Source organism: Pseudomonas sp. NIBRBAC000502773 (assembly GCF_006517195.1).
Classification (GTDB): domain Bacteria; phylum Pseudomonadota; class Gammaproteobacteria; order Pseudomonadales; family Pseudomonadaceae; genus Aquipseudomonas; species Aquipseudomonas marginalis.
In genome coordinates this window covers 3,590,328-3,614,031 of sequence record NZ_CP041189.1, presented here as the reverse complement: position 1 = coordinate 3,614,031, position 23,704 = coordinate 3,590,328, and the positions used below count along the sequence as shown (strand labels likewise).

Here is a 23,704-nt window from a genome sequence, read left to right as displayed (position 1 = left end):
CACGTCTCATGAAAGTAGGGTTACAGGTCACTCAAGTGGGCTTGGGCCCACTCACGCACGTCGGCGTAGGGGTAGTCTTCCAGCGCTGCGAAACCGGGAATGCCCCGCGCCTTCAACTTGGTAAACAACGGCACGCTGATACCCCCCAGGAACCGTGTCAGCCGCTCAGCGCCCGGCAGTTGGCCGGTGTGCTCATGATGCCTGTGGATAAAATCACCGCACAGTCCCATGAAGTTTTTATCCACAAGTGGCGGCAGGCTCGGCGGCGCCGGCAAATGCGCGACATGGCCGTGGCACACAGAGCAGTGCCCGCAGCGCTGCGGTGCATTTTCATCACCAAAGTAATGCGCCAGGCGCTGCCCCAGGCAATGTTCGGTGGCGAACAGATCGAGCATGGCGTGGATCCGTGCCACCTCCGTCACCTCGTGCTGCTTGAAGCCTGTGTATAACTCGGCGCTCAACACCTGTGGATCAAACTCGGTATCCAGCAGGCTGTAGACCTCCGTCATCTGCTTGCTTTCCAACTCGATCAGGCCTTGTTCCTGGAAGTAATCCAGGGCCTTCACCACCCGGCTGCGTTCGGCATTGTGTTGCTGGTAAAGCGCGTCGAAATCCACGGTCGCCCAGGTTTTCGCACGCTTGCACACCTGGATGATCGCCGCGACAAACTGCTGGCGCTCGCCGGAAAAACGCGCCAGCAGAGCCTCGGGCTCGACCAGGTACTTGAAGCGGTATTCGGCATAAAACGCGTAGCGCGGCGCGATCACGCCCTTGAGCTCCAATTGCACCAGCAGTGTCTTCAGTGGCAGTTCGCGGATGTTGCTGTGGTCCGACAGCGACCTCAGCAGGAACTCCCACTGCCCTTCACTGCGCGCTGCCTGCAACTCTTCCAGCACCCGCCGAATACCGTCCTGCTCCGGCGTATCGCCGTACACGAAGTTTTCCAGCACATTGAGGCTGTCACGGTTGGCCAGCACCAGGCAGTCCGAGGGCTGCCCATCCCGCCCCGCGCGGCCGATTTCCTGGCTGTAGTTCTCGATGGATTTGGGCAGGTCAAAATGCACGACGTTGCGGATATCGCTCTTGTCGATCCCCATGCCAAACGCGATGGTAGCGACGATGCAATTGGAGCGCCCGCCCATGAATCGCTGCTGGATGCCCTCACGCCTGTCGTGGGGCAAGCCGGCGTGATACGCCTCGGCCTGGATACCGTTGCGGTTCAGGTGCTCGGCAATCTGCTCGGCGGTTTTCTGCAAGGTGACGTAGACGATGCTGGGCTGGTTGGCTCGCTCGCTCATCCACTGCACCAGGCGACGACGCTTCTCCGCACCGGCGACCGGCTCCACCAACAGGTTGAGGTTGGGCCGATAGAAGCCCGTGGTGACCACGTCATCCGGCGCAATGGCGAACTTGGCCTGCATGTCGGCAATCACCTTGGGCGTGGCCGTAGCCGTCAGCAGCAGCGCTTGCGGGATCTTGAACTGGCGCTGGTAGTCCGGCAGCTTCAAATAATCCGGGCGGAAGTTGTGGCCCCACTCGGAAATACAGTGCGCCTCATCCACCACCAGCAGCGAGATCTGCACACTTTGCAGGAAGTGGCGAAAACGCTCGTTCTTCAAGCGCTCCACGGAAATCATCAGGATTTTCAGCTCGCCCGACCGCGCGCGGGCCATCACGTCATTGGCGTCCTCGCGGCTTTGCGCCGAATCGATACTGCCCGCCGAAATACCGTGACGTTGCAGGAAGCCCAATTGGTCCTGCATCAATGCCAACAATGGCGACACCACCAGCGTCAGGTGCGGCAGCAACACCGCCGACAGCTGATAACACAGGGACTTGCCCGACCCCGTAGGAAAAATGGCCGCAGCCGAACGACCTGCCAGTACGGCGCTGACCGTTACTTCCTGGCCCGGACGAAACTGTGGATAACCAAAGACCTGCTGGAGGGTGTCGTGCATAGGCTGTCACTCCATTGACCGCTGAAGGTGGCTTAAAAACGTAGCCCAGCACGTTCAGCGAATCGAGAAAGGTCGCATGGAAAAAAGAGACAGGATGATACACAGGGTGGGGGACGGCCTAGGGCCGAATCGGGAATAAACTGAGGAGGTTGCAGGAAAGACACAGATCCAAATGTGGGAGGGGGCTTGCCCCCGATGGCAATGGATCAGTTACCAATAACTGACTGACCCACTGCTATCGGGGGCAAGCCCCCTCCCACATTTTCAGACCTGCGCTACAGCTGAATCAGCGGTTCTGCACCCGCTCAATCGCCGTGTCATACACCGGGTTGGCCTTCTGCTCCTTGGCCAACTGGTAGTGACGCAATGCATCCGGGAACTGCCCCGCCGCTTCGTAGATCCGCGCAATGTTGTAGTAGGCACCTGCACGTACGGTGGCAGCATTGGCACCAGTGGCGAGGGCGATAGCCTTGCGATTGGCCCAGATCGACTCGGCAGTGTTGCCGGCTTTCTGATACGCCAGGCCGAGGTTGCCGTAGGCCTTGCCGAAGCCATTGTCCAACTCGATAGCCTGGCGGAACAGGTCGATGGCCTGGTCCAGCTTGCCGGCCTGGTAGGCCGCTTCACCCTGCAGGTTCAGACGCTTCGCATTGGTTTGTACGGAAGAACTGACGGTGACGGCGGTGACCGCCACGCTGTCATCCAGCAGCGGTTTGACTTCGTTCAGCACATTCGCCGCATTCACGGTCACGCCACTGAAAGTGTTGATGTCCTGGAAGTCGCCGCTGCCGGTCATGCGGAACACCGTCCACAGGTTGCCGCTGCGGTTCTTGGGCACGTAGTAGGTACGCACCAGCGATTGGCCCATGTACACGAACACCTTGGCTTCGCTGTCGGATAACTGGCGCGAGCCTGGGTTGCCGCCATTGCTGTAGTCATGCACGGCATAAACGTAGCTTTCGCCGTAGTGTTTTTTCTGCAGGGTGATGGTTTCCGGGCCGTAGCTGTCGGTGTCATCCACATCCAACTCGGCATCGGTACCCTTCTGGTTCTCGAAGTAGATGTTATTGCCGGGGAAAATCATGTGGGAGTCGAGGTCACTCGGCGTCTTGCCCCACGTCAGCACCACACGCAGGCCATCGAGGTTTTCCATCACCGGGCTGATGGCGTAGGTCATGCCCGCGCAGGGGCACTTCACCACCAGGTTGGAGTAGCCAGGCTTCTTGATGATCAGCAGGTTGCTCGCATCATCGGCGGCCTCACTGGTCAGCGTCACTTGGCCCTGGGCGTTGGTGCGGCCCACCACGTTCTGTGCGCCGTTACGTTGCAGCAGCACTTCGGCATCGGCGATTTTCTGGTCCTTGACCACCGCACTGAGCACTTCGATCGGCAACTGCCCGGCCTGGACCGAAAAAGCCACCGCACACAATGACATCGCCGAAGCAACACGAAGCAAACCCATGCCTAACTCCCTTTAAGTCGCGGGCGGAAATCGCCCTGCAAGATTTTGCGGTGAAACATACGCTGAATTCCGGGTGTCGGCGGACTTTTTATACAAAATGTGACGTGGTTTTTATCCCGCCTGCCCATTGAAGCATTGCGCTACAATCAAACCTTGCTACCCAGGAGTACGCTGCGATGAGCGAACTGACGTTTGAGCAAAAACAGGATCATTACCACAAGATCCGCCGTTCCAATTACCTGGCCAGCCTGCGCCTGGAAGGGTTCGACACCCAGCCGGCCGACGTCGACAAACCCCTGCCGACCCGCGAAGCCGTCCTTGCCAAGTACCGCAACACCCCACGCTGATGCTCGACAAATACGGGGTGGGCCAGGATCCGTACTGCTATCCCGGTAGCAGCGTCCTGCGCAACCGCCTCGATTTGCTCGACGACGCCCGCCTGCACCAGGCCGAGCGGGAATTATCCGAAATCGCCGTAGGCAGCCTCCCCCTCTTCCCCCCGCCCTACAACCTCGACCGCCTGCAACACATCCACCGCACGCTGTTCGGTGACATCTACGACTGGGCCGGTGAGTTGCGCAGCGTGAACATCCAGAAAGGCGACACCCTGTTCTGCACCCCGGAGCGCATCCCCCCGGAAGCCGCGAAGATCATCCGGCAGATGGAAGAAGCAAACTGGTTTGTCGGTGCCAGCCAAACCGAGTTGATAAGCAGGATTGCCGAAGCCTATGGCGACCTCAACGTCATCCACCCCTTCCGCGAGGGCAATGGCCGGGCGCAGCGGATTTTGTTCGAACAGATCATCGTCAACGCGGGGTTTTCAGTGAACTGGTGGCTGGTGAAACACGCGGCATGGATACCAGCGAATATTGATGCGGTGGCGTGTGATTATCGGGGGTTGGAGGCGATTTTTGAGCGGTGTGTCAGCAGGCCTGCAGGGCAGTGATCGTTCCTCACGCTCTGCGTGGAAATGATCTTGATCAACGGCGAGGCGATGGACCAGAAGAAACAGAGCGCCCTTGAGTTTTTCGCGAGCAATCTCGCTCCTACAAGCACTGCCAAGCCACAAATGCCGGAAACCGTTGTAGGAAACCTCCAAACACCGCGACAGCCCCTTCCCAAACTGCTCCAAACACCCGCTTGACCCTCTACAGAAGTTACCCGTAGCTGAATGAAAATAGCGCGGTCTCAACTTTCTCGGCAGAAACCTGTGAACATCGAAAGGGCTCAACACATCGGCCACTATGGCGTCATCTTCACAGTGACTCGCTTCACTGTTGTGCCTGACAATCGGCATGCTTTGGCCAATCTATCCCTGTTTGAAATAAAAACGGCAGCGCGACAAGTGCGCGATCAGATACGTAGGCTGTACGAAAAAATGCTGGCCAGAGACTTGCCATGGGAAATGGCGGTCGCGATTTCCCATCCTTTGAGACGGAATCAGGCCGATCGGTTAAACGACCAAAACGTGCTCATCAAACAAATAATCTCCGGAGCGGTTAAAGCACCGGGGATTGCCATTTCAACCGTAACCGCCGGCTTCGCTGGCGATACGATTTCCGGCAAGCTTCGTAGATATCACGCTGGAGACATCATCATCGGTCTGGATGCCAGTGTGAGAGGAGGCATAGGGCCTCAGCGGTCAACACTCTCAATGCATGTCTACTCGGACGGGTCTTAGTGACATGGCCCTTTACCTTCAATCCGCTTCCTTTCTCCTTATCTATTTGATGCTGCACTACCAAATCACAGACCCAATGCTCAGAAAGCACTTCGCAGTCACATTTCTTACAACAGGCCTTATTTTGACGTTCCTACTACCCTATGTAGCGGTGATCCTCAGAATGCCCCTCCTACCTGTCTTTGTATTTTTGATAGGCTTGGCGCTCTTCATCACTCGAAACAAATACCGCCTCCAACGCAACCAGCCCCTTCATCAACTCCTGCGTGCCCCCACCATGAACCTCGCCCCCAACTTCCCCGAAGACCCCGTGATGCAGCAACTCCTGCAACTGCTGCACGAAGAAATCGGCCTGCCGAAACACAAGACCATCCGCCTGCAAACCTCACTCAATTTCGACCTGGGCTGTGACGGCAGTGAAGCCAAGCAACTCATGGAAGCGCTGGAGCAGGAGTTCGCCCTCGACCTCGGCGACTACGACACTTATCGTTACTTCAACCCACCGGTCTTTGACGTGTTCCTCAAGCGTCGGGGCAAGGGGCATGGCGACAAGGTCCCGCTAACCATCGGCATGCTCTACCTGGCCATCAAGACCCACAGCTGGGACACTCAGACGCTGGAAAACCTGAGCTGAACGAAGATCAGCTCCAGGCACACCGCAACTCAAAGGTGGAGGGGCAATGATTCTGCGTATCGTCGACTAACCCTTCGCGCACAAAAAAGCCGCCCACTAGGGGCGGCTTTTTAACAGCTTGCGAATCTTACAACTTCGGACCCGCAGCCTTGATCGCATCGCTTACTTCAAACTTCTTGAAGTTCTCGATGAACAGACCAGCCAGCGCCTTCGCTGCTTCATCGTAAGCGGCCTTGTCAGCCCAGGTGTTACGTGGGTTCAACAGGCCGGTTTCAACGCCCGGTACGGCCAATGGCACGTCGAGGTTGATGGTGTCGAGGTGTTCGGTTTCAGCACCGATCAACGCGCCGCTCTGGATCGCCGCGATCACGCCGCGCGTGGTCGGGATGTTGAAGCGCTTGCCAACGCCGTAGCCGCCGCCGGTCCAGCCGGTGTTGACCAGGTAGACCTTGGAGCCGAAGCCGCGGATGCGCTTGATCAGCAGCTCTGCGTATTCGCCGGCCGGGCGTGGGAAGAAGGGTGCGCCGAAGCAGGTGGAGAAGGTCGACTTGATGCCGCTGCCGGAACCCATTTCGGTCGAGCCCACCAGTGCGGTGTAGCCGGACAGGAAGTGGTAGGCCGCTTGTTCTTCGCTGAGGATGGACACAGGCGGCAGTACGCCGGTCAGGTCGCAGGTCAGGAAGATCACCGCGTTTGGCTCGCCGCCCAGGTTCTTCTCGGAACGCTTGGCAACGTGCTCCAGCGGGTAGGCGGCGCGGCTGTTCTGGGTCAGGCTGACGTCGGCATAGTCGGCGTGCTTGGCCTCGTCGATCACGACGTTTTCCAGCACGGCGCCGTGCTTGATGGCTTTCCAGATAACCGGTTCGTTCTTCTCGGACAGGTCGATGCACTTGGCATAGCAACCGCCTTCGATGTTGAACACCACGCCTTCGCCCCAGCCGTGTTCGTCGTCACCGATCAGGTAGCGGCTTTCGTCGGCGGACAGGGTGGTCTTGCCGGTGCCCGACAGACCGAAGAACAGGGTCACGTCGCCTGCTTCGCCAATGTTGGCGGCGCAGTGCATCGGCAGTACGTCGGAAGCCGGCAGCAGGTAGTTCTGCACCGAGAACATGGCTTTCTTCATTTCACCGGCGTAGCGCATGCCGGCGATCAGCACTTTTTTCTGGGCGAAGTTGAGGATCACGCAACCGTCGGAGTTGGTGCCGTCACGCTCTGGCACGCACTCGAAGTTGGCCACGTTGAGCACTTGCCACTCGTCACGACCGGCCGGGTTGTACTGGGCCGGGTTGATGAACAGGCAACGACCGAACAGGTTCTGCCAGGCAGTCTGGGTGGTCATTTTCACGGCCAGGTAGTGGTCTTCGGCCGCCCCTACGTGAACGTGGGAAACGAAATGCTCTTGCGCGTTGTTGAACGCCTCGACGCGGGCCCACAGGGCATCGAACTTGTCGGCCGGGAACTTGCGGTTGATCGGGCCCCAGGCGATGGAATCCTGGGTGGAAGGCTCTTCAACGATGAAACGGTCGACTGGCGAACGGCCGGTACGGTGACCGGTTTCCACGACCAGCGCGCCGGTATCGGCAAGCACGCCTTCACCGCGCTGCAGGGCTTCTTTGACCAGATCGTCAACACTCAGATCGGTGTATACGGCGTTATTGGCTTGCGTCATGAGGTTCCCCGTCGGCCTGTGGCCGAGTGCTCCAAACGTTTTGTAGTAGAAAGTTGCGCACTACTACCGCGAAAAAAGTGGGCCGGATTATGCCAGAAAAGCCCAAAAAGAGTAGGGCCCTCCCGTCAGAACGCCTCTAATCCGGCATTTGACAGGTGATTTACCTGTGCTTAAACGTTTTAGTGGCGGGTGTCGGAAGGCGTGTCGATACCTGCGCCGGCGAACAATTGCGCTACATCGGCAGCGTCGAACAGGTAGCGCTCGTTGCAGAACTGGCAGTCGATCTCAATATTGCCACCGTGTTCCACCACCAGGTTCTGCGCATCTTCCAGGCCCAGGCTGACCAGGGCGTTACCCGAACGCTCGCGGGAGCAGCTGCAGTGAAAGTGCAAGGTCTGCGCGTCGAACAGGCGCACGGGGTCTTCGTGGTACAGGCGGTGCAGGATGGTTTCGTTGTCCAGGCCCAGCAGTTCTTCGGCTTTCAGGGTATCGGCCAAGGCAATGCAGTGCCGCCAGCTTTCAGCGCGATCTTCGTCGTCCTTGATACGGTCGGCCGGCAGTTGTTGCAGCAACATGCCACGGGCGCGCTTGCCGTCGGCGTTAAGCCAGAACTTGGTGCCCACTTGCTGGGACATCACGAAATAGTTGGTGAAGCATTCCGACAGCGTTTTGCCGTCGAGGTCGACGATGCCCTGGTAACGCTGGCCTGAGGTCGGGTCGACGGTGAGCGCCAGGACGCCGTTGGGCATCAGCTCGGCCAGGCTGGCGTCCGGGGCAATCTGGTCGGCTTCATAACGGGCCAGGCCACGGATTTCGCGCTCGCTGGAGCACTCGATCATCAGCAGCGGAATCGGCCCTTCGGAACGGGCTTGCAGGATCAGCAAACCGTCGAACTTCATGGTGCCCACCAGCAACGCAGCAGCAGCCATCAGCTCACCGAGCAGTTGTGCGACCGGCTCCGGATAGGGGTGCTTGGCGAGGACTTCGGCGTAGCTGCGCTCCAACGAAACCATTTCGCCGCGGGCGTCGCTCTCGTCGAAGATGAAGCGTTGGGTGAAGTCGGTATCCGGTAGATCAGTCATAGGTCTGGGTATCTGAATTGATGACAAATTGGTTACAAGGTTTATAAAATTAAACGCTTTAGCACCATCTTGGTGCGGCTTTCTCCTGGAAACAGAGAGCTTATTTAGAGCGAAGAGGGACAGTTTATGAACAATCCGGGTTTGTTCCAAGCCAAGTGGAACCTCCGGCGATGGGCTCTGTGCAATCTACTCGCTATCGGGCTGCTGTGTTTTTGGCTGTGGCCCACGGGGCAGATGCTGTGTGTGATTTTCGACGAGTGGCTATTTCACCTTCTCAACGACCCGCTGACGAGCAGCGCGACATGGCTGCACGTGTGGGCCGTGGCCAGTCTGCGGCCGTTTGATGCGGTGGTCGGGGTGATCCTGCTGATGCTGCTGATTCGCGGCGACTGGGTGTTCAAAGCCGCGCAGGCACGCCAGGCCCTGTTAGGTTTTGTCGGTATTTTGTTGCTCTTGCTGTTTATCCGCACGCTGTTTTCCAAACTCGCGGCGCAGATGGGCTGGCAACACAGCAGCCCGTCGATGGTCATCGCCGGGGCGATCCAGATGAGTGACTATTTCCCGGGGCTGGAGAAGACCTGGGAGCTGAAGGACCGCTCAAGCCAAAGCTTTCCGGGGGATCACGCCTCGGTGTTGCTGATCTGGGCAATGTTCATGAGCGTGTTCGCCAGACGTATCGGCCAGGTGCTGGTGATCTGGGGCCTGGCGCTGTTGTTCATGATGCCGCGGCTGGTGGCGGGCGCGCATTGGGGGCAGGACGATTATATCGGCGGGGTGCTGCTGGCACTGTTGGCGTTGGGCTGGGGTTATTACACGCCATTTGCGGCGAAAGTGTCGGCCGCGTTGTTACACGTGACGACGCCGATCTTCAGGTTACTTGGCAAGCTGCCAGTGATCAGTGGATTGAGCGTCGTGCGTACATCCCCTTAACGCTGCAAGCCCCCTCCCACATTTGAATGGGCCGCTGCGCAATCAGTCATCATTGCCACTGCCGCGAAACTTGAACAGGTCGCGGCGCTGCTTCTTGCTCGGCTTGCCATCGGTGGTCATCCCCGTGGCGCCCGCCTTGCGCAGGGCAGCCGCATTTTCGCGCCTGGCAATGCTGGCTTCGGTTTCGGTGTACATCGCCTGCGCTTCGGGGGCGCCACGGCGCACAGTGGAAAGTGCCTGAACCACCACGGTCTTTTCGTCAAAACCTATCCGAATCTGCAGCTCATCACCGACACGTGGCTCCTTGCCCGGTTTACAGCGCTCGCCTCGATGATGCACCTTGCCGCTCTCAATCGCGGCCTTGGCCAAGGCACGTGTCTTAAAGAAACGCGCCGCCCAAAGCCACTTGTCCAGACGGACCTTTTCTTCCTCTTCCTGCTTTTGAGCCACTTGAATTCCTCGCTCTGACAAATGTCGCAACTGTAACGTTGAAACCCTTCGACGCATAAACCTCAAGGCTCACCTAAGATACGCCAGGTAGCACCCTGTTTTCGCGAGGATACGCCGTGACCGACTTTCCTACTTCACTCACCTCGCCTGAACAGCGTTGCGCAGGCTGCCAGCAAAGCGAACCCCTGGGTTTCGAGTTTGCTTTCGCCTACCAGCCTATCGTAGACCTTCGGGACCATTCGATTTTTGCCCACGAAGCCTTGGTGCGCGGTACACAGGGCGAAGGGGCATTGTCGGTGCTGGACCAGGTCGACGAAAGCAACCGCTACCGCTTCGACCAGCGCTGCCGCACCCAGGCGATCGCCGGTGCTGCGGCCCTGGGGATGCAAACCCACCTTTCCATCAACTTCATGCCCAACGCCGTGTACCGTCCGGAGTTGTGCATCCGCAGCACCCTAGAGGCAGCTCGCGCGCACAACTTCCCGCTGAACCAACTGATTTTCGAAACACTGGAAAGCGAGCATGTAGATAACTATCGCCATTTGACGAATATTCTGCGTGAATACCGCGAGTTCGGCTTCAAGACCGCCATCGACGACTTCGGCGCGGGCTATTCGGGGCTGAATCTGCTGGCCGATTTCCAACCTGACTTGATCAAACTCGACATGGCGCTGATCCGCGATGTCGACCAGGATCGTGTCCGCCAGGTGATCGTTCAGGGGATTGTCACAATCTGTGAGCAGTTGAACGTTACTGTCATCGCCGAAGGCATCGAAAGTGCCGGCGAGCGCGACTTTCTGTCTGACTGTGGAATATTTCTGATGCAAGGCTACTGGTTCGCCAGGCCTGCATTCAACGCCCTGGCCGAGGTTTCTCCTCAGGCCTGGGCGAATTGACCGGTTACCCATATTGAAGACATTTGACCATTTGACCGTTGTAGGTCTGCGTGAGTGGGTGGCACTTCCCGACTTGGGAGTGGCAGGCCTGCGAGCCAAGATCGACACCGGTGCCAGCACCTCCAGCCTGCATGCCACCGACATCGAGCCTTTTGAGCGCGACGGTGAGAAGTGGGTGCGCTTTACCGCGCACCTGGGCAGCGTTGTGCAACTGCGTCACCGCCGCTGCGAAGCGCCCCTGGTGACGATGAAAACCATCAAGAGCTCCAATGGCCATGCGCAGGTGCGCTACGTGATCAGCACCACCCTGGCACTGGGTGATCGGGTATGGCGGGTGGAGTTCACCCTGGCCTGCCGCAAAGCCATGCGTTACCGCCTGTTGCTGGGCTCCAAGGCGCTGATTGACGGCCACCTGGTGGTCAATCCCGGCGTCAAGTACGTTCAAGACAAGCCGGTGTTCCCGGTCTCTACTATTTCTGCCCCAGGTGCTGCATGAAGATTGCTGTGCTGTCGCGAAACCCGCGTCTGTATTCCACCCGCCGCCTGGTCGAGGCCGGCACCGAACGTGGCCATGAAATGGTGGTGATCGACACGTTGCGTGCCTATATGAACATTGCCAGCCACAAGCCGCAGATCCATTACCGCGGTAAACCGCTGGAGGGGTTTGATGCGGTGATCCCGCGGATTGGCGCCTCGGTGACGTTCTATGGCTGCGCCGTGTTGCGCCAGTTCGAAATGATGGGGGTCTTCCCCCTCAATGAATCCGTGGCCATTGCACGCTCGCGGGACAAATTACGCTCGTTGCAACTGCTCTCGCGGCGGGGCATCGGCCTGCCGGTCACCGGCTTTGCCCACTCCCCCGACGACATTCCCGACCTGATCGAAATGGTCAACGGCGCGCCGCTGGTGATCAAGGTGCTGGAAGGCACCCAGGGCATCGGTGTGGTGCTGTGTGAAACCGCGACCGCAGCGGAATCCGTGATCGAGGCATTCATGGGCCTCAAGCAGAACATCATGGTCCAGGAGTACATCAAGGAAGCCGGTGGCGCGGATATCCGCTGCTTCGTGGTGGGCGACAAGGTGATCGCGGCCATGAAGCGCCAGGCCAAGCCCGGAGAGTTCCGCTCCAACCTGCACCGCGGCGGCAGCGCCAGCCTGATCAAGATCACCCCGGAAGAACGCATGACCGCGTTGCGAGCGGCCAAGGTCATGGGGCTGGCAGTGGCGGGTGTGGATATCCTGCGCTCCAACCATGGGCCACTGGTGATGGAGGTGAACTCGTCGCCGGGCCTGGAAGGGATAGAGACCACCACCGGGAAGGATGTGGCGGGGATCATCATCCAGCATCTGGAGAAAAATGGTGGGCCGAATATGACCAGGACCAAGGGCAAGGGCTAGAGACGCGGCTGTCAGCTTCAAGCTATAAGCTGCAAGAGAAAGGGCAAAAGCTGTCTGCCTTTCTCTTGCGGCTTCAAGCTTGAAACTTGCAGCTGTTTCTAGACCGCATCTCTGGGCAGCATCAGCCCAAGCGGCAAGCGTACCCGCGCCTCAAGGCCACCGTCTTCGCGGTTACGCAACTCGACATTGCCGCCGTGCATCGACGCAATCCGCCGTACGATCGCCAGCCCCAAGCCGGTCCCCTTGCCACCCCGGGCACGGTCGCCACGGGTGAAGGGGTTGAAGATACCCTCCAGTTCGTCCGGATCGATGCCCGCTCCCCGGTCCATCACACTCAGCACCACGTACGGCGCAGCACTGTCGCCAGACACATACGCAGCCACTTCAACATCCGAACCGGCATGGTGCAAAGCGTTGCCGATCAGGTTGTTCAGCAGGCGCTTCATCGACACCCGACGCAACGCAAACGGCTGGATCGGCTCAAGGCGCATGCGCACTTGCTCGCCATTCTGGTTGTAGGGCGCGACAACCTCACGCACCAGGTCCGTGAGATCGACTTCCTCCACCACCTCGTCACGACCATCGCGGATAAACGCCAGGAACTGGTCGAGAATCGCGTCCATGTCTTCGATGTCGCGAACCATGTCGTCGGTGAGGTCGCTATGGTTGCCCATCAGCTCCAGGGACAGGCGCAATCGCGTCAAGGGTGTGCGCAAGTCATGGGACACCCCCGCCAGCATCAGCTCGCGCTCGCGCCCGGCCTGTTCGACATCCTCCGCCATCTGGTTGAAGGCGCCATACACCTCGGTCATTTCACTGGGCGTATCGCTGACCGGCAGGCGCACGCTGCGCCCCTGGCCCAATTGGCGGGCGGCAAACACCAGCCGCTTAAGTGGTTGGTTAAGCTGGCGAACGAAAATCCACGCGGACGCTGTGGAAAGCAAGCCGATGGCCAGGAACCAGCCCAACACGTTCCAGATCTTCTGCCCTCGTAAAGGGTGCGGATACAGCGGGACCTTGATCCAGGCATCGCCAAGGCTCGGCGCCCTTACCCACAGCGCAGGTGAAACATGCATGCGCAAGCGCACCTCGGTGTCCTCGCCCAGTTCGGCCTGCATCTGGCGCTGGTAGATCTCGCTGTAGGGCCAATGCTGCTCACCCTCGGGTACACCAGCCCCGTCAACGCGGGTCAACGTCGAGGCCTTGGCTACCTTTTCGCGGTTCTCAGGGTCTACGGCCCAGTAACCACGCAGCGTCAAGGCGACACCGTGGCTGTACTGCCGGTCCACCAGCACGTCTTCGTTCATCAGCAGATAAACCAGTGTCAGCGCCTTGGAAAACAGCACGACGATCAGCACCAGCCAAAGGGTGCGGGAGAAGAAACTTTGCGGGAACCACAGAGGGGTTTTCATAGAAGACAGCTGGACACCTTGCAGGAACGAGCGGCGCTCGCAGAATTGCAGACGCCGGGCATCCCGTCGACCCTCATGGAGTCAAGCGCCAGGATGCCCGCCCTGCAAATCATCGGTCACTTGGTTGCGGTGCCATCCGGCACAAACACATAGCCCACACCCCATACCGTCTGGATATACCGAGGTTTGGACGGGTCCGGCTCGATCATCCGGCGCAGACGGGAAATCTGCACATCGATGGAGCGCTCCAGGGCGTCCCATTCGCGACCGCGTGCCAGGTTCATCAGTTTGTCGCGGGTCAGCGGCTGACGCGCGTTCATCACCAGGGCCTTGAGCACGGCGAATTCACCGGTGGTGAGCATGTGCACTTCGTCGCCACGCTTGAGCTCGCGGGTTGCCAGCGACAGTTCGTAGTCGCCAAAGGTAACGCTTTCGTCTTCGCTGCCCGGCGCGCCCGGTACCGGCGGTGCCTGACGACGCAACACGGCTTTGACCCGCGCCATCAACTCGTCTGGGTTGAAGGGTTTGGCCAGGTAGTCATCGGCGCCCAGCTCGAGGCCCTTGATGCGGCTCAGCTCATCGCCCTTGGCGGTCAGCATGATGATTGGAATCTGGTTGTTAGCGCCGCGCAGGCGCTTGCAGGCGGTGAGGCCGTCTTCGCCGGGCAGCATCAGGTCGAGTACGACCAGGTTGAATACTTCACGCCCCAGGAGACGGTCCATCTGCTCGGTGTTCGGCACCGCGCGGGCACGATAGCCCTTGGAGTTGAAGAAACGCTCCAGCAGGCTGCTCAGCCCCGGATCGTCATCAACGATGAGAATTTTTTCGCCTTCAGCAGTTTGTGCAGTGCTGCTCATTGGATGCTCCTCTTATCTCGGCGCGCATTATGGCGTAGCTGCCGTTATACGCACCGTGTGCATTGTTAGCAGATTTTTCCTCTACTGCCAGCGAACCCGCGCCTTCCAACCACTGGCGCAGTACCCCCAAGAGCAGAACGCTGGTTATAATGCGGCGCCTTCATGCAGGGCAACGTCAGATCGTTGCCGTTTAATGCCGGGCTTTTTTTCACCCGCTTGTCGTGATTTTTTCGATTTCGAGGGTCAATAGGCTGCCTCTTGACCCAGGTAGCGGCGCCGGTCGGGCCGCTCAACCAGCCGCGCAAGGCCTTGTTTTCCGGGCCTGCGGGCTGCTTTTCAGAATTTCAGGTGGTTTTATGGACAGCATCAACAGCCGCATCGCCGAAGAACTCGGCGTACGCCCACAACAGGTCGAAGCGGCCGTCGCTCTACTGGATGAAGGCTCCACGGTGCCCTTCATCGCCCGTTACCGGAAAGAAGTGACCGGCAGCCTCGACGACATCCAGCTGCGGCACCTGGAAGAACGCCTGCGCTACCTGCGAGAACTCGACGAACGGCGTATCAGCATCCTCGCCAGCATCGAGGAACAGGGCAAGCTGACCCCGCAGTTGGAACGCGACATCAAGCTCGCCGACACCAAGACCCGCCTCGAAGACCTTTACCTGCCATACAAACAGAAACGCCGCACCAAGGGCCAGATCGCCCTGGAAGCCGGCCTGGGCGAACTGGCCGACGGTCTGTTCAACGACCCGTCGCTGACCCCGGAGACCGAAGCCGCGCGCTTCGTCAACGCAGAAAAAGGCGTCGCCGACGTCAAGGCCGCCCTCGAAGGCGCCAAGTACATCCTGATGGAGCGCTTCGCCGAAGATGCCAACCTGCTGGAAAAACTGCGCAACTACCTGAAACAGGAAGCCACCCTCAGCGCCCGCGTCATCGCCGGCAAAGAGGAAGAAGGCGCCAAGTTCCGCGATTACTTCGAACACGACGAACCGCTGAAAAGCATGCCGTCCCACCGTGCGCTGGCGATTTTCCGTGGCCGCAACGAAGGCATCCTCAGCTCCGCGCTGAAAGTCGGCGACGAACTGCCGGGCACCATGCACCCGTGCGAAGGCATGATCGGCCAACAATTCGGCATCCAGAATCAGAATCGTCCTGCGGACAAGTGGCTCGGTGAAGTCGTGCGCTGGACCTGGAAGGTCAAGCTCTACACCCACCTGGAAACCGACCTGCTCGGCGAGTTGCGCGACGGCGCGGAAACCGAGGCGATCAACGTATTCGCCCACAACCTGCACGACCTGCTACTGGCCGCCCCGGCCGGGCCACGCGCCACCCTGGGCCTCGACCCGGGCCTGCGTACCGGCTGCAAGGTCGCCGTGGTCGATGCCACCGGCAAGCTGCTGGACCACGCCACCGTGTACCCACACGTGCCGCACAACAAGTGGGACCAGACCCTCGCCATCCTGGCCGCCCTGTGCGCCAAACATTCGGTGGACCTGATCGCCATCGGCAACGGCACCGCCAGCCGTGAAACCGACAAGCTGGCCGCCGAACTGATCAAGAAATACCCAGCCATGAAGATGACCAAGGTGATGGTCTCCGAAGCCGGTGCTTCGGTGTACTCGGCATCGGAACTGGCCTCCAAGGAATTCCCGGACCTCGACGTGTCGATCCGTGGCGCGGTGTCCATTGCCCGTCGCTTGCAGGATCCGCTGGCAGAGCTGGTGAAAATCGATCCTAAATCCATCGGTGTCGGCCAGTACCAGCACGACGTGTCACAGCTGAAACTGGCACGCGGCCTGGATGCGGTGGTGGAAGACTGCGTAAACGCCGTGGGCGTGGACGTGAACACGGCCTCGGTAGCGTTGCTGGCGCGTATCTCCGGCCTCAATGCCACCCTGGCGCAGAACATCGTCACGCATCGCGACGAAAACGGTGCGTTCAAAACCCGCGCCGCGCTGAAAAAAGTCGCGCGCCTGGGTGAAAAAACCTTCGAGCAAGCCGCCGGCTTCCTGCGCGTGATGAACGGCGACAACCCGCTGGACTCGTCCGCCGTTCACCCGGAAGCCTATCCATTGGTGCAACGTATCGCCGCCGAGACCGACCGCGATATCCGCTCGCTGATCGGCGACGCCGCGTTCCTCAAGCGCCTGGATCCAAAGAAGTACACCGACGAAACCTTCGGCGTGCCGACCATCACCGACATCCTGCAAGAGCTGGAAAAACCTGGCCGCGACCCGCGTCCCGAGTTCAAGACCGCCGAGTTCCAGGACGGCGTCGAAGACCTCAAGGACCTGCAACTGGGCATGATCCTCGAAGGCGTGGTCACCAACGTGACCAACTTCGGCGCGTTTGTGGATATCGGCGTGCATCAGGACGGTTTGGTACACATTTCTGCGCTTTCGGAGAAGTTCATCAAAGATCCGCGCGAAGCGGTGAAAGCCGGTGATGTGGTCAAGGTCAAGGTCATGGAAGTCGACATCCCGCGTAAACGCGTTGGCCTGTCGATGCGCATGGGCGACACCCCCGGCGAAAAAATCGACGGCGCCCGTGGTGCACGTCCTGGCTCGGCACCGCGCCAGTCGCAGAACCGCTCCGAAAACAGTCAACCGCGCAAGGAAACCGCCACCGCAGCGCCAAGCAACAACGCCATGGCCTCGCTGTTCGCCAACGCCAAGCAGTTGAAGAAACGCTGATGGAAATCCCCGCCGGTTTGACCCAGAGCGCGTTCAGCGAACTGATCGGCTGCCGCCTGCAACGCCTCGAAGAAGGCGTTGCCGAGGTGGCCCTGACCCTGGAGCCGCACCTGCGCAACCGCGCGGGCAAGCTCCATGGCGGGGCGATTTTCAGTCTGGTGGACATCACCATGGGGCTGGCCTGTTCCAGCGCCCATGGGTTTGACCAGCAGAGCGCGACCATCGAATGCAAGATCAACTACATCCGCGCCGTGGAAGACGGTGACGTACTGTGTACCAGCCGCGTGATTCACGCCGGTCGGCGCACGCTGGTGGTCGAAGCCGATGTGTATCAGGACGAAAGACTTGTCGCAAAAGCACAGGGCACGTTCGCTGTCCTATAGCTCCCCGCCCCCGATTTGAGTTAATTTCGGCGCTGCGATAACAGCGTCGGAATTTTCTTGCTGCGCTATAGCCCAATTCATGGAGTGAAGTAGGCTTTTTTAACGCGGGTCAAATCGACTCAAAACCAGGCGATCACGCCAGTTTTAACTTCACCCTTGTAGACCGTCCTGCCCACCCCCATATTGGGGCGACTGACGCGTGAAGGAATCCAACTTGAGCGAACTTCTCAACCGCCGCCTGGCCCTGCTCGGCAAGCGCGAACACCTCTCCCTGCTAGAGCAGTGCTTGCACGGCATCGAGCGTGAATGCCTACGTGTCACCGGTGAGGGTCGCCTGGCGCAAACGCCGCACCCCGAAGCCCTGGGCGCCGCGTTGACCCATGAACAGATCACCACCGACTACTCGGAATCGCTGCTGGAGTTCATCACTCCGGCGCTGCCCAACCCGGCCGACACCCTGAGCAGCCTGGACAAGATCCATCGCTTTGCCTACACCAAGCTCGGCAGCGAATACCTGTGGAGCCCCTCGATGCCGTGCCCGTTGCCGGCCGAGGAAGACATCCCGATCGCCTACTACGGCACTTCCAATATCGGACAGCTCAAGTACGTGTACCGCAAGGGCCTGGCCCTGCGTTACGGCAAGACCATGCAGTGCATCGCGGGCATCCACTACAACTTTTCCCTGCCGGAACAGCTGTGGCCGCTGCTCAAGGAGACTGAAGGCTTCGTCGGCACCGACCGCGACTATCAGTCCACGGCCTATATCGCGCTGATCCGCAACTTCCGCCGCTACAGCTGGCTGCTGATGTACCTGTTCGGCGCATCGCCGGCCCTGGATGCGGGTTTCCTGCGTGGTCGCTCGCACCAATTGGAAGTGCTCGACGCCGACACCCTGTACCTGCCGTACGCCACCAGCCTGCGCATGAGCGACCTGGGTTACCAGAGTAACGCCCAGGCCGGCCTGACGCCGTGCTACAACGACCTGGCCAGCTACACCGACAGCCTGCGCGAAGCAGTGGCAACGCCCTACGCGCCCTATGTCGAAGTCGGCACCCACAAGGACGGTGAGTGGGTACAGCTCAACACCAACATCCTGCAGATCGAAAACGAGTACTACTCCAACATCCGCCCCAAGCGCGTGACCTACACCGGCGAGCGGCCGATCCAGGCGCTGATGGCCCGTGGCATCCAGTACATCGAAGTGCGCTGCCTGGACATCAACCCGTTCCTGCCGATGGGCATCGACCTGCCGGAGTCGCGTTTCCTCGACGCATTCCTGCTGTACTGCGCGCTGAACGACAGCCCGCTGTTCGCCGACAACGAGTGCGGCAACGCCACGTCCAACTTCCTCAGCGTGGTCAAGGAAGGCCGGCGCCCGGGCCTGCAATTGCAGCGCAAGGGCCAGGCGGTGGACATGAAGGAATGGGCCACCGAGCTGCTGGAGAAGATTGCCCCGTTGGCTGCGCTGCTGGATGAAAGCCACGGCATCACCGAACACAGCCAGGCACTGGACGCCCAACTGGCCAAGGTCAAGGACCCGTCCCTGACCCCCTCGGCGCAGGTATTGGCAGCGATGGCCGAGCGCAAAGAGAGTTTCGCGCAGTTCTCCCTGCATCAGAGCGAGGTGCACGCCGAGTACTTCCGCCGCGAGCCGTTGCCCGCAGAAGAGCAGGCACGCTTTGAAGAGCTGGCGCGCACGTCGCTGGCGCAGCAGGCTGAGCTGGAGCAGAACGAAGTGGGCGACTTTGATGTGTTTGTCGGCTCGTACCAGGCGAGCATTCTGGCCATCAGCAACTAACTGAAGCCGAACCCGGCTCAAAATGTGAGAGGGGCTTGCCCCTCCCACATTTGCCCTCATCAAGCTCAAGATTCGCTTCAACCTTTCGCCCATAAGCTAATTCGAAAATGTTATTTATTTTCGGATTCTTAGATCATTTAGTCTCCTCACACGCCGACCCTCGGCCGCCTGATTGAGGAGCTTCCCCTTGAAACTGTTAACCCCTCTGCGCCTCCTGGCCGCGTTGTCCCTGGCCGGTGCCAGCCTGTTTGCCCAGGCGGCGGATGTAACCATCGCTTACCAGACCACCGTAGACCCGGCCAAAGTTGCCCAGGCCGACGGCGCGTATGAAAAAGCCACTAACGCCAAGATCGACTGGCGCAAATTCGACAATGGCGCCGATATCATCGCCGCCATCGCCTCCGGCGACGTGCAGATCGGCTACCTCGGTTCCAGCCCACTGACCGCTGCGATCACCCGCAAGGTGCCGGTGGAAACCTTCCTGGTTGCCACCCAGATCGGCGGTGCCGAAGCCCTGGTGGCGCGCAATGGTTCCGGGATCAACAGTCCCCAGGACCTGATCGGCAAGAAAGTCGCCGTACCCTTCGTTTCCACCGGCCACTACAGCCTGTTGGCCGCGCTGAAGCACTGGAACATCGACCCATCGAAAGTGACCATCCTCAACCTCGCACCGCCGGCGATCATCGCGGCCTGGAAGCGCGGTGACATCGACGCTACCTACGTATGGGACCCGGCCCTGGGCGTGGCCAAGGAAAACGGCAAAGTGCTGATCACCTCCGGCGAGCTGGCCAAGTTCGGCGCGCCGACCTTCGATGCCTGGATCGTGCGCAAGGACTTCGCGCAGAAGCACCCGGAAATCGTCACCGCCTTCGCCAAAGTCACCCTGGATGCCTACGCCGCCTACCGCAAAGACCCACAAGCCTGGCTCGCCGACACAGGCAACGTCGACAAACTGGTGAAACTCTCCGGCGCCAAGGCCAGCGACATCCCGCTGCTGCTGCAAGGCAACGTCTACCCGCTGGCCGCTGACCAGGTGACCCTGCTGGGTGCACCGACCACCAAGGCCGTGACCGATACCGCTGCGTTCCTCAAGGAACAAGGCAAGGTCGACGCCGTGCTGCCGGACTACGCCCCATACGTCAGCGCCAAGTTCATCACTAACTGATCCAAGGAGTTCATCGCGATGGCCTTGCTACAACTGGAGCGCATCAGCGCACAGTACCCAGGCGCCACAGAACCGGTACTGTCCGACATTTCACTCGACCTGGGGCCCCAGCAATTGCTGGTGGCCCTCGGCCCGTCCGGCAGTGGCAAGACTTCGCTGTTGAACCTGATTGCCGGCTTTGTCGAGCCTTCTGCCGGGCGCATCACCCTCGATGGCGTACCGGTCAAAGGCCCCAGCGCCGAACGTGGCGTGGTGTTCCAGGACGACGCCCTGCTGCCCTGGCAGGACGTGTTGGCCAATGTCGGTTTCGGCCTGGAACTGGCCGGCATGCCCAAGGCGCAGCGCGAAGTACGCGCCCGGGAAATGCTCGCGCTGGTGGACCTCGCCGGCTTCGACAATCGCCGCATCTGGCAACTCTCCGGCGGCCAGAAGCAACGCGTCGGCCTGGCCCGCGCCCTGGCCGCCGACCCGCGCGTGCTGCTGATGGACGAACCCTTCGGCGCCCTCGATGCCTTCACCCGTGAGCAGATGCAGGAACTGTTGCTGCAAGTCTGGCGGCGCACGGCCAAGCCGGTGTTCCTGATTACCCATGACATCGAAGAAGCGGTGTTCCTCGCCACCGACCTGATCCTGCTGGCGCCCAACCCGGGCCAGATCGTCGAACGCCTGCACCTGGACTTCGGCCAGCGCTACGCGGCCGGTGAGTCGCCGCGGGCGATCAAGTCCGACCCGCGCTTTATCGAAACCCGCGAACACGTGCTGGGCAAAGTGTTCTCACAACGGCAGGTGTCCGCATGAGCAGCTACGAACTCCCCGCCACCGCTGCCAAGCCGGTGGCCCACACCGTTATCCCGGTGCGGCGCAGCCTGAGCACACGCTGGATCAGCCTGTTGACCCTGGTGGCCTTGCTGGCCCTCTGGTGGGCCGTCACCGCCACCGGCCTGATCGAACCGTTGTTCCTGCCACCGCCCTCGGCCGTGCTGCAAAAAGGCTGGCTGCTGGCGACCACGGGCTATATGGATTCCACCTTGTGGCAGCACCTGGGCGCGAGCCTCAGCCGGATCGGCCTGGGCCTGGGCTTCGCGGCGCTGACCGCCGTGCCGGTAGGCATTGCCATCGGCGCCAACCGCATCGCCCGCGGCATTCTCGACCCGCTGATCGAGTTCTACCGGCCGATTCCGCCCCTGGCTTACCTGCCGTTGATCGTGATCTGGTGCGGTATCGGCGAGCTGTCCAAGGTGCTGCTGATTTACCTGGCGATCTTTGCGCCGATTGCCATCGCCACCGCGACCGGCGTACGCACCGTCGACCCGGCCAAGCTGCGGGCGGCGCAGTCGCTGGGTGCCACCCGTGCGCAGCTGATTCGCCATGTGATCCTGCCGAGCGCCCTGCCCGACATCCTCACCGGGGTGCGCATCGGCCTGGGTGTGGGCTGGTCGACCCTGGTCGCCGCCGAACTGATCGCGGCCACCAGCGGCCTGGGTTTCATGGTGCAGTCGGCGGCGCAGTTCCTGGTGACCGATGTGGTGGTGCTGGGGATCCTGGTGATCGCCCTGATCGCCTTCGCCATGGAAATGGGCCTGCGCGCCTTGCAGCGTAAGTTAGTGCCTTGGCATGGCCAGGCACATTGAGTGAGAACAGCATGAGCAGCCTGACCGTTACCCCCTTGAGTACCGCCCTGGGCGCCCAGATCAGTGGCGTCGATATCACCCAGCCGCTGAGCGCCGAACACCGCGATGCCATCGAACAGGCGTTGCTCAGCCATTCGGTGCTGTTCTTCCGTGGCCAGCCGATCACCCCGCAGCAACAGGCGCGGTTCGCGGCGAACTTCGGTGACCTGCACATCCACCCGATCTACCCCAACGTGCCGGAACAGCCCGAAGTGCTGATCCTAGACACCGCCGTCACCGACGTGCGCGACAACGCCGTGTGGCACACCGATGTGACCTTCCTGCCCACCCCGGCCCTCGGCGCGGTGCTGAGTGCCAAGCTGCTGCCGGCGTACGGCGGCGATACGCTGTGGGCCAGTGGCATCGCGGCGTACGAGGCGCTGTCCGAGCCGTTGAAGCGGTTGCTCGATGGGCTGACGGCTACCCACGACTTCACCAAATCCTTTCCGCTGGAACGCTTTGGCAACAGCGCCGAAGACCTGGCGCGCTGGGAAGAAACCCGTAGGAAAAACCCACCGCTGTCGCACCCGGTCGTGCGCACGCATCCGGTGAGCGGGCGTAAGTCGCTGTTTGTCAGTGATGGGTTTACCACCAGGATCAATGAACTGGAACCGGCGGAAAGCGAGGCGATCCTCAAGCTGCTGTTCGCCCACGCGACACGCCCGGAATTCACCCTCCGCTGGCGCTGGCAGGAGAACGACGTGGCGTTCTGGGATAACCGCGTGACCCAGCATTACGCGGTGGATGACTACCGGCCGCAACGGCGGGTGATGCATCGGGCGACGATTCTTGGGGATGTGCCGTTCTGACGATCTGATGAGCGGGCTCGCCGCACTCGAAAGCAAGCCGCTATGCTAGCAATGATTTCATTGATTGCACGAGGGCATTCACATGGCGAGCCTTACCATCCGTAATTTAGATGACAGCATCAAAGAGCTTCTGCGCATTGAAGCAGCCCACAATGGGCATTCCATGGAAGAAGAGGCGCGTCTTATCCTGCGCAAATCACTCATGAGCGTCGGCAAGGGGCGGGGGTTGGGCAGCAGGATTCACGCACGCTTTGCGCAGGCAGGAGGGCTGGATGCGGACGTGCCGGCACGCAATGCGCCCATCAGGACGGTGGAGTTCGATGAATGATCCTACTCGACACCAATGTCCTCTCTGAATTGATGCGACCCGAGCCTGCAACAGCGGTGCTTGATTGGATTGACAGCCATGCCGCCGAAGAGCTGTTCACCAGTTCAATGACCATGGCGGAGATTCTTCATGGCATTGAGCGGCTGCCCGACGGGAAGCGTAAGCACAGCCTGCACACTCATGCAGTGGCCATGTTTCAAGACGAGTTCGCCGATCGCATCCTTGCGTTCGATGCCTACGCAGCCGTCCACTACTCAAAGCTGGTGACCGCTCGCGAACAGTCTGGAAAGCCCATTGGACTCGCTGACGCTCAGATAGCCGCAATCTGTCGTGCCCAGCAGGCAAAGCTCGCAACAAGGAACGTCAAGGACTTTGAGGGCACCGAGGTGGATGTCATCAATCCCTGGACGGCGGCAATGGCTGGTTAAC

Annotated in this window: 24 protein-coding genes; 17 read left to right on the top strand and 7 right to left on the bottom strand. The window is 60.4% G+C overall.

Going from position 1 to position 23,704, the window contains the following annotated elements:
- Nucleotides 1-20: 20 nt before the first annotated feature.
- Together NIBR502773_RS16730 and NIBR502773_RS16725 are read right to left on the bottom strand one after the other, a co-directional pair.
- Nucleotides 21-1,958, bottom strand: coding sequence for an ATP-dependent DNA helicase RecQ (locus tag NIBR502773_RS16730; RefSeq protein ID WP_141156481.1), 1,938 nt, complete (start codon nt 1,956-1,958; stop codon nt 21-23).
- Between the two features lie 286 nt (nt 1,959-2,244).
- Nucleotides 2,245-3,420 carry a tetratricopeptide repeat protein gene (locus NIBR502773_RS16725; RefSeq protein WP_141156480.1) on the bottom strand — a complete coding sequence of 392 codons (1,176 nt, stop codon included), beginning with the start codon at nt 3,418-3,420 and terminating at the stop codon, nt 2,245-2,247.
- Nucleotides 3,421-3,596: 176 nt separating this feature from the next.
- Between NIBR502773_RS16725 and NIBR502773_RS16720 the strand changes: the two genes are divergently transcribed.
- The 4 genes from NIBR502773_RS16720 to NIBR502773_RS16705 all read left to right on the top strand — a co-directional run bounded on the left by NIBR502773_RS16720 (nt 3,597) and on the right by NIBR502773_RS16705 (nt 5,735).
- Complete coding sequence (locus tag NIBR502773_RS16720) at nt 3,597-3,767, top strand: YhfG family protein (protein WP_003236014.1); 171 nt, start codon at nt 3,597-3,599, stop codon at nt 3,765-3,767.
- Entirely contained in the window at nt 3,767-4,366 is a 600-nt protein-coding gene (locus NIBR502773_RS16715) for a putative adenosine monophosphate-protein transferase Fic (protein ID WP_141156479.1), read from the top strand. Before NIBR502773_RS16720 ends, NIBR502773_RS16715 begins: the two co-directional genes overlap by 1 nt.
- A 264-nt stretch (nt 4,367-4,630) precedes the next feature.
- On the top strand, nt 4,631-5,101 hold the full coding sequence (locus NIBR502773_RS16710) for a hypothetical protein (protein WP_141156478.1): 471 nt from the start codon (nt 4,631-4,633) through the stop codon (nt 5,099-5,101).
- Between the two features lie 277 nt (nt 5,102-5,378).
- Nucleotides 5,379-5,735 (top strand): DUF1493 family protein, encoded by a 357-nt coding sequence (locus tag NIBR502773_RS16705; protein WP_027605145.1) that lies wholly within the window; start codon nt 5,379-5,381, stop codon nt 5,733-5,735.
- 127 nt (nt 5,736-5,862) lie between these two features.
- On the opposite strand, the gene NIBR502773_RS16700 is transcribed toward NIBR502773_RS16705, so the two are convergent.
- Nucleotides 5,863-7,404: a phosphoenolpyruvate carboxykinase gene (locus NIBR502773_RS16700; RefSeq protein WP_027605146.1), complete on the bottom strand. Its 1,542-nt coding sequence runs from the start codon at nt 7,402-7,404 to the stop codon at nt 5,863-5,865.
- Between the two features lie 179 nt (nt 7,405-7,583).
- Nucleotides 7,584-8,486, bottom strand: coding sequence for an Hsp33 family molecular chaperone HslO (hslO, locus tag NIBR502773_RS16695; RefSeq protein WP_027605147.1), 903 nt, complete (start codon nt 8,484-8,486; stop codon nt 7,584-7,586).
- A 126-nt stretch (nt 8,487-8,612) separates the two neighbouring features.
- Here hslO and NIBR502773_RS16690 point away from each other — a divergent pair, with 126 nt between their 5' ends.
- Nucleotides 8,613-9,416 (top strand): phosphatase PAP2 family protein, encoded by an 804-nt coding sequence (locus NIBR502773_RS16690; protein ID WP_141156477.1) that lies wholly within the window; start codon nt 8,613-8,615, stop codon nt 9,414-9,416.
- Between the two features lie 42 nt (nt 9,417-9,458).
- Here NIBR502773_RS16690 and NIBR502773_RS16685 read toward each other — a convergent pair whose 3' ends face one another.
- Entirely contained in the window at nt 9,459-9,866 is a 408-nt protein-coding gene (locus NIBR502773_RS16685; protein WP_141156476.1) for an RNA-binding S4 domain-containing protein, read from the bottom strand.
- Nucleotides 9,867-9,982: 116 nt separating this feature from the next.
- Between NIBR502773_RS16685 and NIBR502773_RS16680 the strand changes: the two genes are divergently transcribed.
- The 3 genes from NIBR502773_RS16680 to rimK all read left to right on the top strand — a co-directional run bounded on the left by NIBR502773_RS16680 (nt 9,983) and on the right by rimK (nt 12,160).
- Complete coding sequence (locus NIBR502773_RS16680) at nt 9,983-10,762, top strand: EAL domain-containing protein (protein WP_115487865.1); 780 nt, start codon at nt 9,983-9,985, stop codon at nt 10,760-10,762.
- Nucleotides 10,763-10,841: 79 nt separating this feature from the next.
- Complete coding sequence (locus tag NIBR502773_RS16675; RefSeq protein ID WP_236411421.1) at nt 10,842-11,258, top strand: ATP-dependent zinc protease; 417 nt, start codon at nt 10,842-10,844, stop codon at nt 11,256-11,258.
- Entirely contained in the window at nt 11,255-12,160 is a 906-nt protein-coding gene (gene rimK / locus NIBR502773_RS16670; RefSeq protein ID WP_003171022.1) for a 30S ribosomal protein S6--L-glutamate ligase, read from the top strand. Before NIBR502773_RS16675 ends, rimK begins: the two co-directional genes overlap by 4 nt.
- Before the next feature lie 98 nt (nt 12,161-12,258).
- Here rimK and NIBR502773_RS16665 read toward each other — a convergent pair whose 3' ends face one another.
- Nucleotides 12,259-13,572 carry an ATP-binding protein gene (locus tag NIBR502773_RS16665; protein ID WP_115487864.1) on the bottom strand — a complete coding sequence of 438 codons (1,314 nt, stop codon included), beginning with the start codon at nt 13,570-13,572 and terminating at the stop codon, nt 12,259-12,261.
- 116 nt (nt 13,573-13,688) lie between these two features.
- Nucleotides 13,689-14,429 (bottom strand): two-component system response regulator OmpR, encoded by a 741-nt coding sequence (ompR, locus tag NIBR502773_RS16660; RefSeq protein ID WP_015373500.1) that lies wholly within the window; start codon nt 14,427-14,429, stop codon nt 13,689-13,691.
- A gap of 356 nt (nt 14,430-14,785) precedes the next feature.
- Here ompR and NIBR502773_RS16655 point away from each other — a divergent pair, with 356 nt between their 5' ends.
- From NIBR502773_RS16655 to NIBR502773_RS16615, 9 genes are all read left to right on the top strand, one after another.
- Nucleotides 14,786-17,122 (top strand): Tex family protein, encoded by a 2,337-nt coding sequence (locus NIBR502773_RS16655; RefSeq protein WP_141156475.1) that lies wholly within the window; start codon nt 14,786-14,788, stop codon nt 17,120-17,122.
- Nucleotides 17,122-17,505 carry a PaaI family thioesterase gene (locus NIBR502773_RS16650; protein WP_065925818.1) on the top strand — a complete coding sequence of 128 codons (384 nt, stop codon included), beginning with the start codon at nt 17,122-17,124 and terminating at the stop codon, nt 17,503-17,505. Before NIBR502773_RS16655 ends, NIBR502773_RS16650 begins: the two co-directional genes overlap by 1 nt.
- Nucleotides 17,506-17,719: 214 nt before the next feature.
- Nucleotides 17,720-19,303, top strand: coding sequence for a glutamate--cysteine ligase (gene gshA, locus NIBR502773_RS16645; RefSeq protein WP_027605153.1), 1,584 nt, complete (start codon nt 17,720-17,722; stop codon nt 19,301-19,303).
- 187 nt (nt 19,304-19,490) lie between these two features.
- Nucleotides 19,491-20,468, top strand: coding sequence for a taurine ABC transporter substrate-binding protein (gene tauA, locus NIBR502773_RS16640; RefSeq protein ID WP_027605154.1), 978 nt, complete (start codon nt 19,491-19,493; stop codon nt 20,466-20,468).
- An 18-nt stretch (nt 20,469-20,486) separates the two neighbouring features.
- A complete protein-coding gene (gene tauB / locus NIBR502773_RS16635; RefSeq protein WP_141156474.1) occupies nt 20,487-21,266 on the top strand; it encodes a taurine ABC transporter ATP-binding subunit in 780 nt (259 codons plus the stop codon).
- On the top strand, nt 21,263-22,099 hold the full coding sequence (tauC, locus tag NIBR502773_RS16630; protein WP_141156473.1) for a taurine ABC transporter permease TauC: 837 nt from the start codon (nt 21,263-21,265) through the stop codon (nt 22,097-22,099). Before tauB ends, tauC begins: the two co-directional genes overlap by 4 nt.
- An 11-nt stretch (nt 22,100-22,110) precedes the next feature.
- Nucleotides 22,111-22,947, top strand: coding sequence for a taurine dioxygenase (tauD, locus tag NIBR502773_RS16625; RefSeq protein WP_092358664.1), 837 nt, complete (start codon nt 22,111-22,113; stop codon nt 22,945-22,947).
- A gap of 82 nt (nt 22,948-23,029) precedes the next feature.
- Entirely contained in the window at nt 23,030-23,275 is a 246-nt protein-coding gene (locus NIBR502773_RS16620; RefSeq protein WP_115487898.1) for a plasmid stabilization protein, read from the top strand.
- Entirely contained in the window at nt 23,272-23,703 is a 432-nt protein-coding gene (locus tag NIBR502773_RS16615; RefSeq protein ID WP_115487859.1) for a type II toxin-antitoxin system VapC family toxin, read from the top strand. Before NIBR502773_RS16620 ends, NIBR502773_RS16615 begins: the two co-directional genes overlap by 4 nt.
- The last annotated feature ends 1 nt before the right edge of the window (nt 23,704 follow it).

What these genes read in the sequence shown, in the direction of transcription:
- NIBR502773_RS16705 (WP_027605145.1), top strand. Translation starts at nt 5,379, where the DNA reads ATGAACCTCGCCCCCAACTTCCCCGAAGACCCCGTGATGCAGCAACTC.
- NIBR502773_RS16665 (WP_115487864.1), bottom strand. Translation starts at nt 13,572, where the DNA reads ATGAAAACCCCTCTGTGGTTCCCGCAAAGTTTCTTCTCCCGCACCCTT.
- tauD (WP_092358664.1), top strand. Translation starts at nt 22,111, where the DNA reads ATGAGCAGCCTGACCGTTACCCCCTTGAGTACCGCCCTGGGCGCCCAG.
- NIBR502773_RS16650 (WP_065925818.1), top strand. Translation starts at nt 17,122, where the DNA reads ATGGAAATCCCCGCCGGTTTGACCCAGAGCGCGTTCAGCGAACTGATC.
- NIBR502773_RS16700 (WP_027605146.1), bottom strand. Translation starts at nt 7,404, where the DNA reads ATGACGCAAGCCAATAACGCCGTATACACCGATCTGAGTGTTGACGAT.
- NIBR502773_RS16615 (WP_115487859.1), top strand. Translation starts at nt 23,272, where the DNA reads ATGATCCTACTCGACACCAATGTCCTCTCTGAATTGATGCGACCCGAG.
- NIBR502773_RS16715 (WP_141156479.1), top strand. Translation starts at nt 3,767, where the DNA reads ATGCTCGACAAATACGGGGTGGGCCAGGATCCGTACTGCTATCCCGGT.
- NIBR502773_RS16720 (WP_003236014.1), top strand. Translation starts at nt 3,597, where the DNA reads ATGAGCGAACTGACGTTTGAGCAAAAACAGGATCATTACCACAAGATC.
- NIBR502773_RS16655 (WP_141156475.1), top strand. Translation starts at nt 14,786, where the DNA reads ATGGACAGCATCAACAGCCGCATCGCCGAAGAACTCGGCGTACGCCCA.
- NIBR502773_RS16725 (WP_141156480.1), bottom strand. Translation starts at nt 3,420, where the DNA reads ATGGGTTTGCTTCGTGTTGCTTCGGCGATGTCATTGTGTGCGGTGGCT.
- ompR (WP_015373500.1), bottom strand. Translation starts at nt 14,429, where the DNA reads ATGAGCAGCACTGCACAAACTGCTGAAGGCGAAAAAATTCTCATCGTT.
- NIBR502773_RS16620 (WP_115487898.1), top strand. Translation starts at nt 23,030, where the DNA reads ATGGCGAGCCTTACCATCCGTAATTTAGATGACAGCATCAAAGAGCTT.
- NIBR502773_RS16730 (WP_141156481.1), bottom strand. Translation starts at nt 1,958, where the DNA reads ATGCACGACACCCTCCAGCAGGTCTTTGGTTATCCACAGTTTCGTCCG.
- tauB (WP_141156474.1), top strand. Translation starts at nt 20,487, where the DNA reads ATGGCCTTGCTACAACTGGAGCGCATCAGCGCACAGTACCCAGGCGCC.
- rimK (WP_003171022.1), top strand. Translation starts at nt 11,255, where the DNA reads ATGAAGATTGCTGTGCTGTCGCGAAACCCGCGTCTGTATTCCACCCGC.
- NIBR502773_RS16690 (WP_141156477.1), top strand. Translation starts at nt 8,613, where the DNA reads ATGAACAATCCGGGTTTGTTCCAAGCCAAGTGGAACCTCCGGCGATGG.
- tauC (WP_141156473.1), top strand. Translation starts at nt 21,263, where the DNA reads ATGAGCAGCTACGAACTCCCCGCCACCGCTGCCAAGCCGGTGGCCCAC.
- hslO (WP_027605147.1), bottom strand. Translation starts at nt 8,486, where the DNA reads ATGACTGATCTACCGGATACCGACTTCACCCAACGCTTCATCTTCGAC.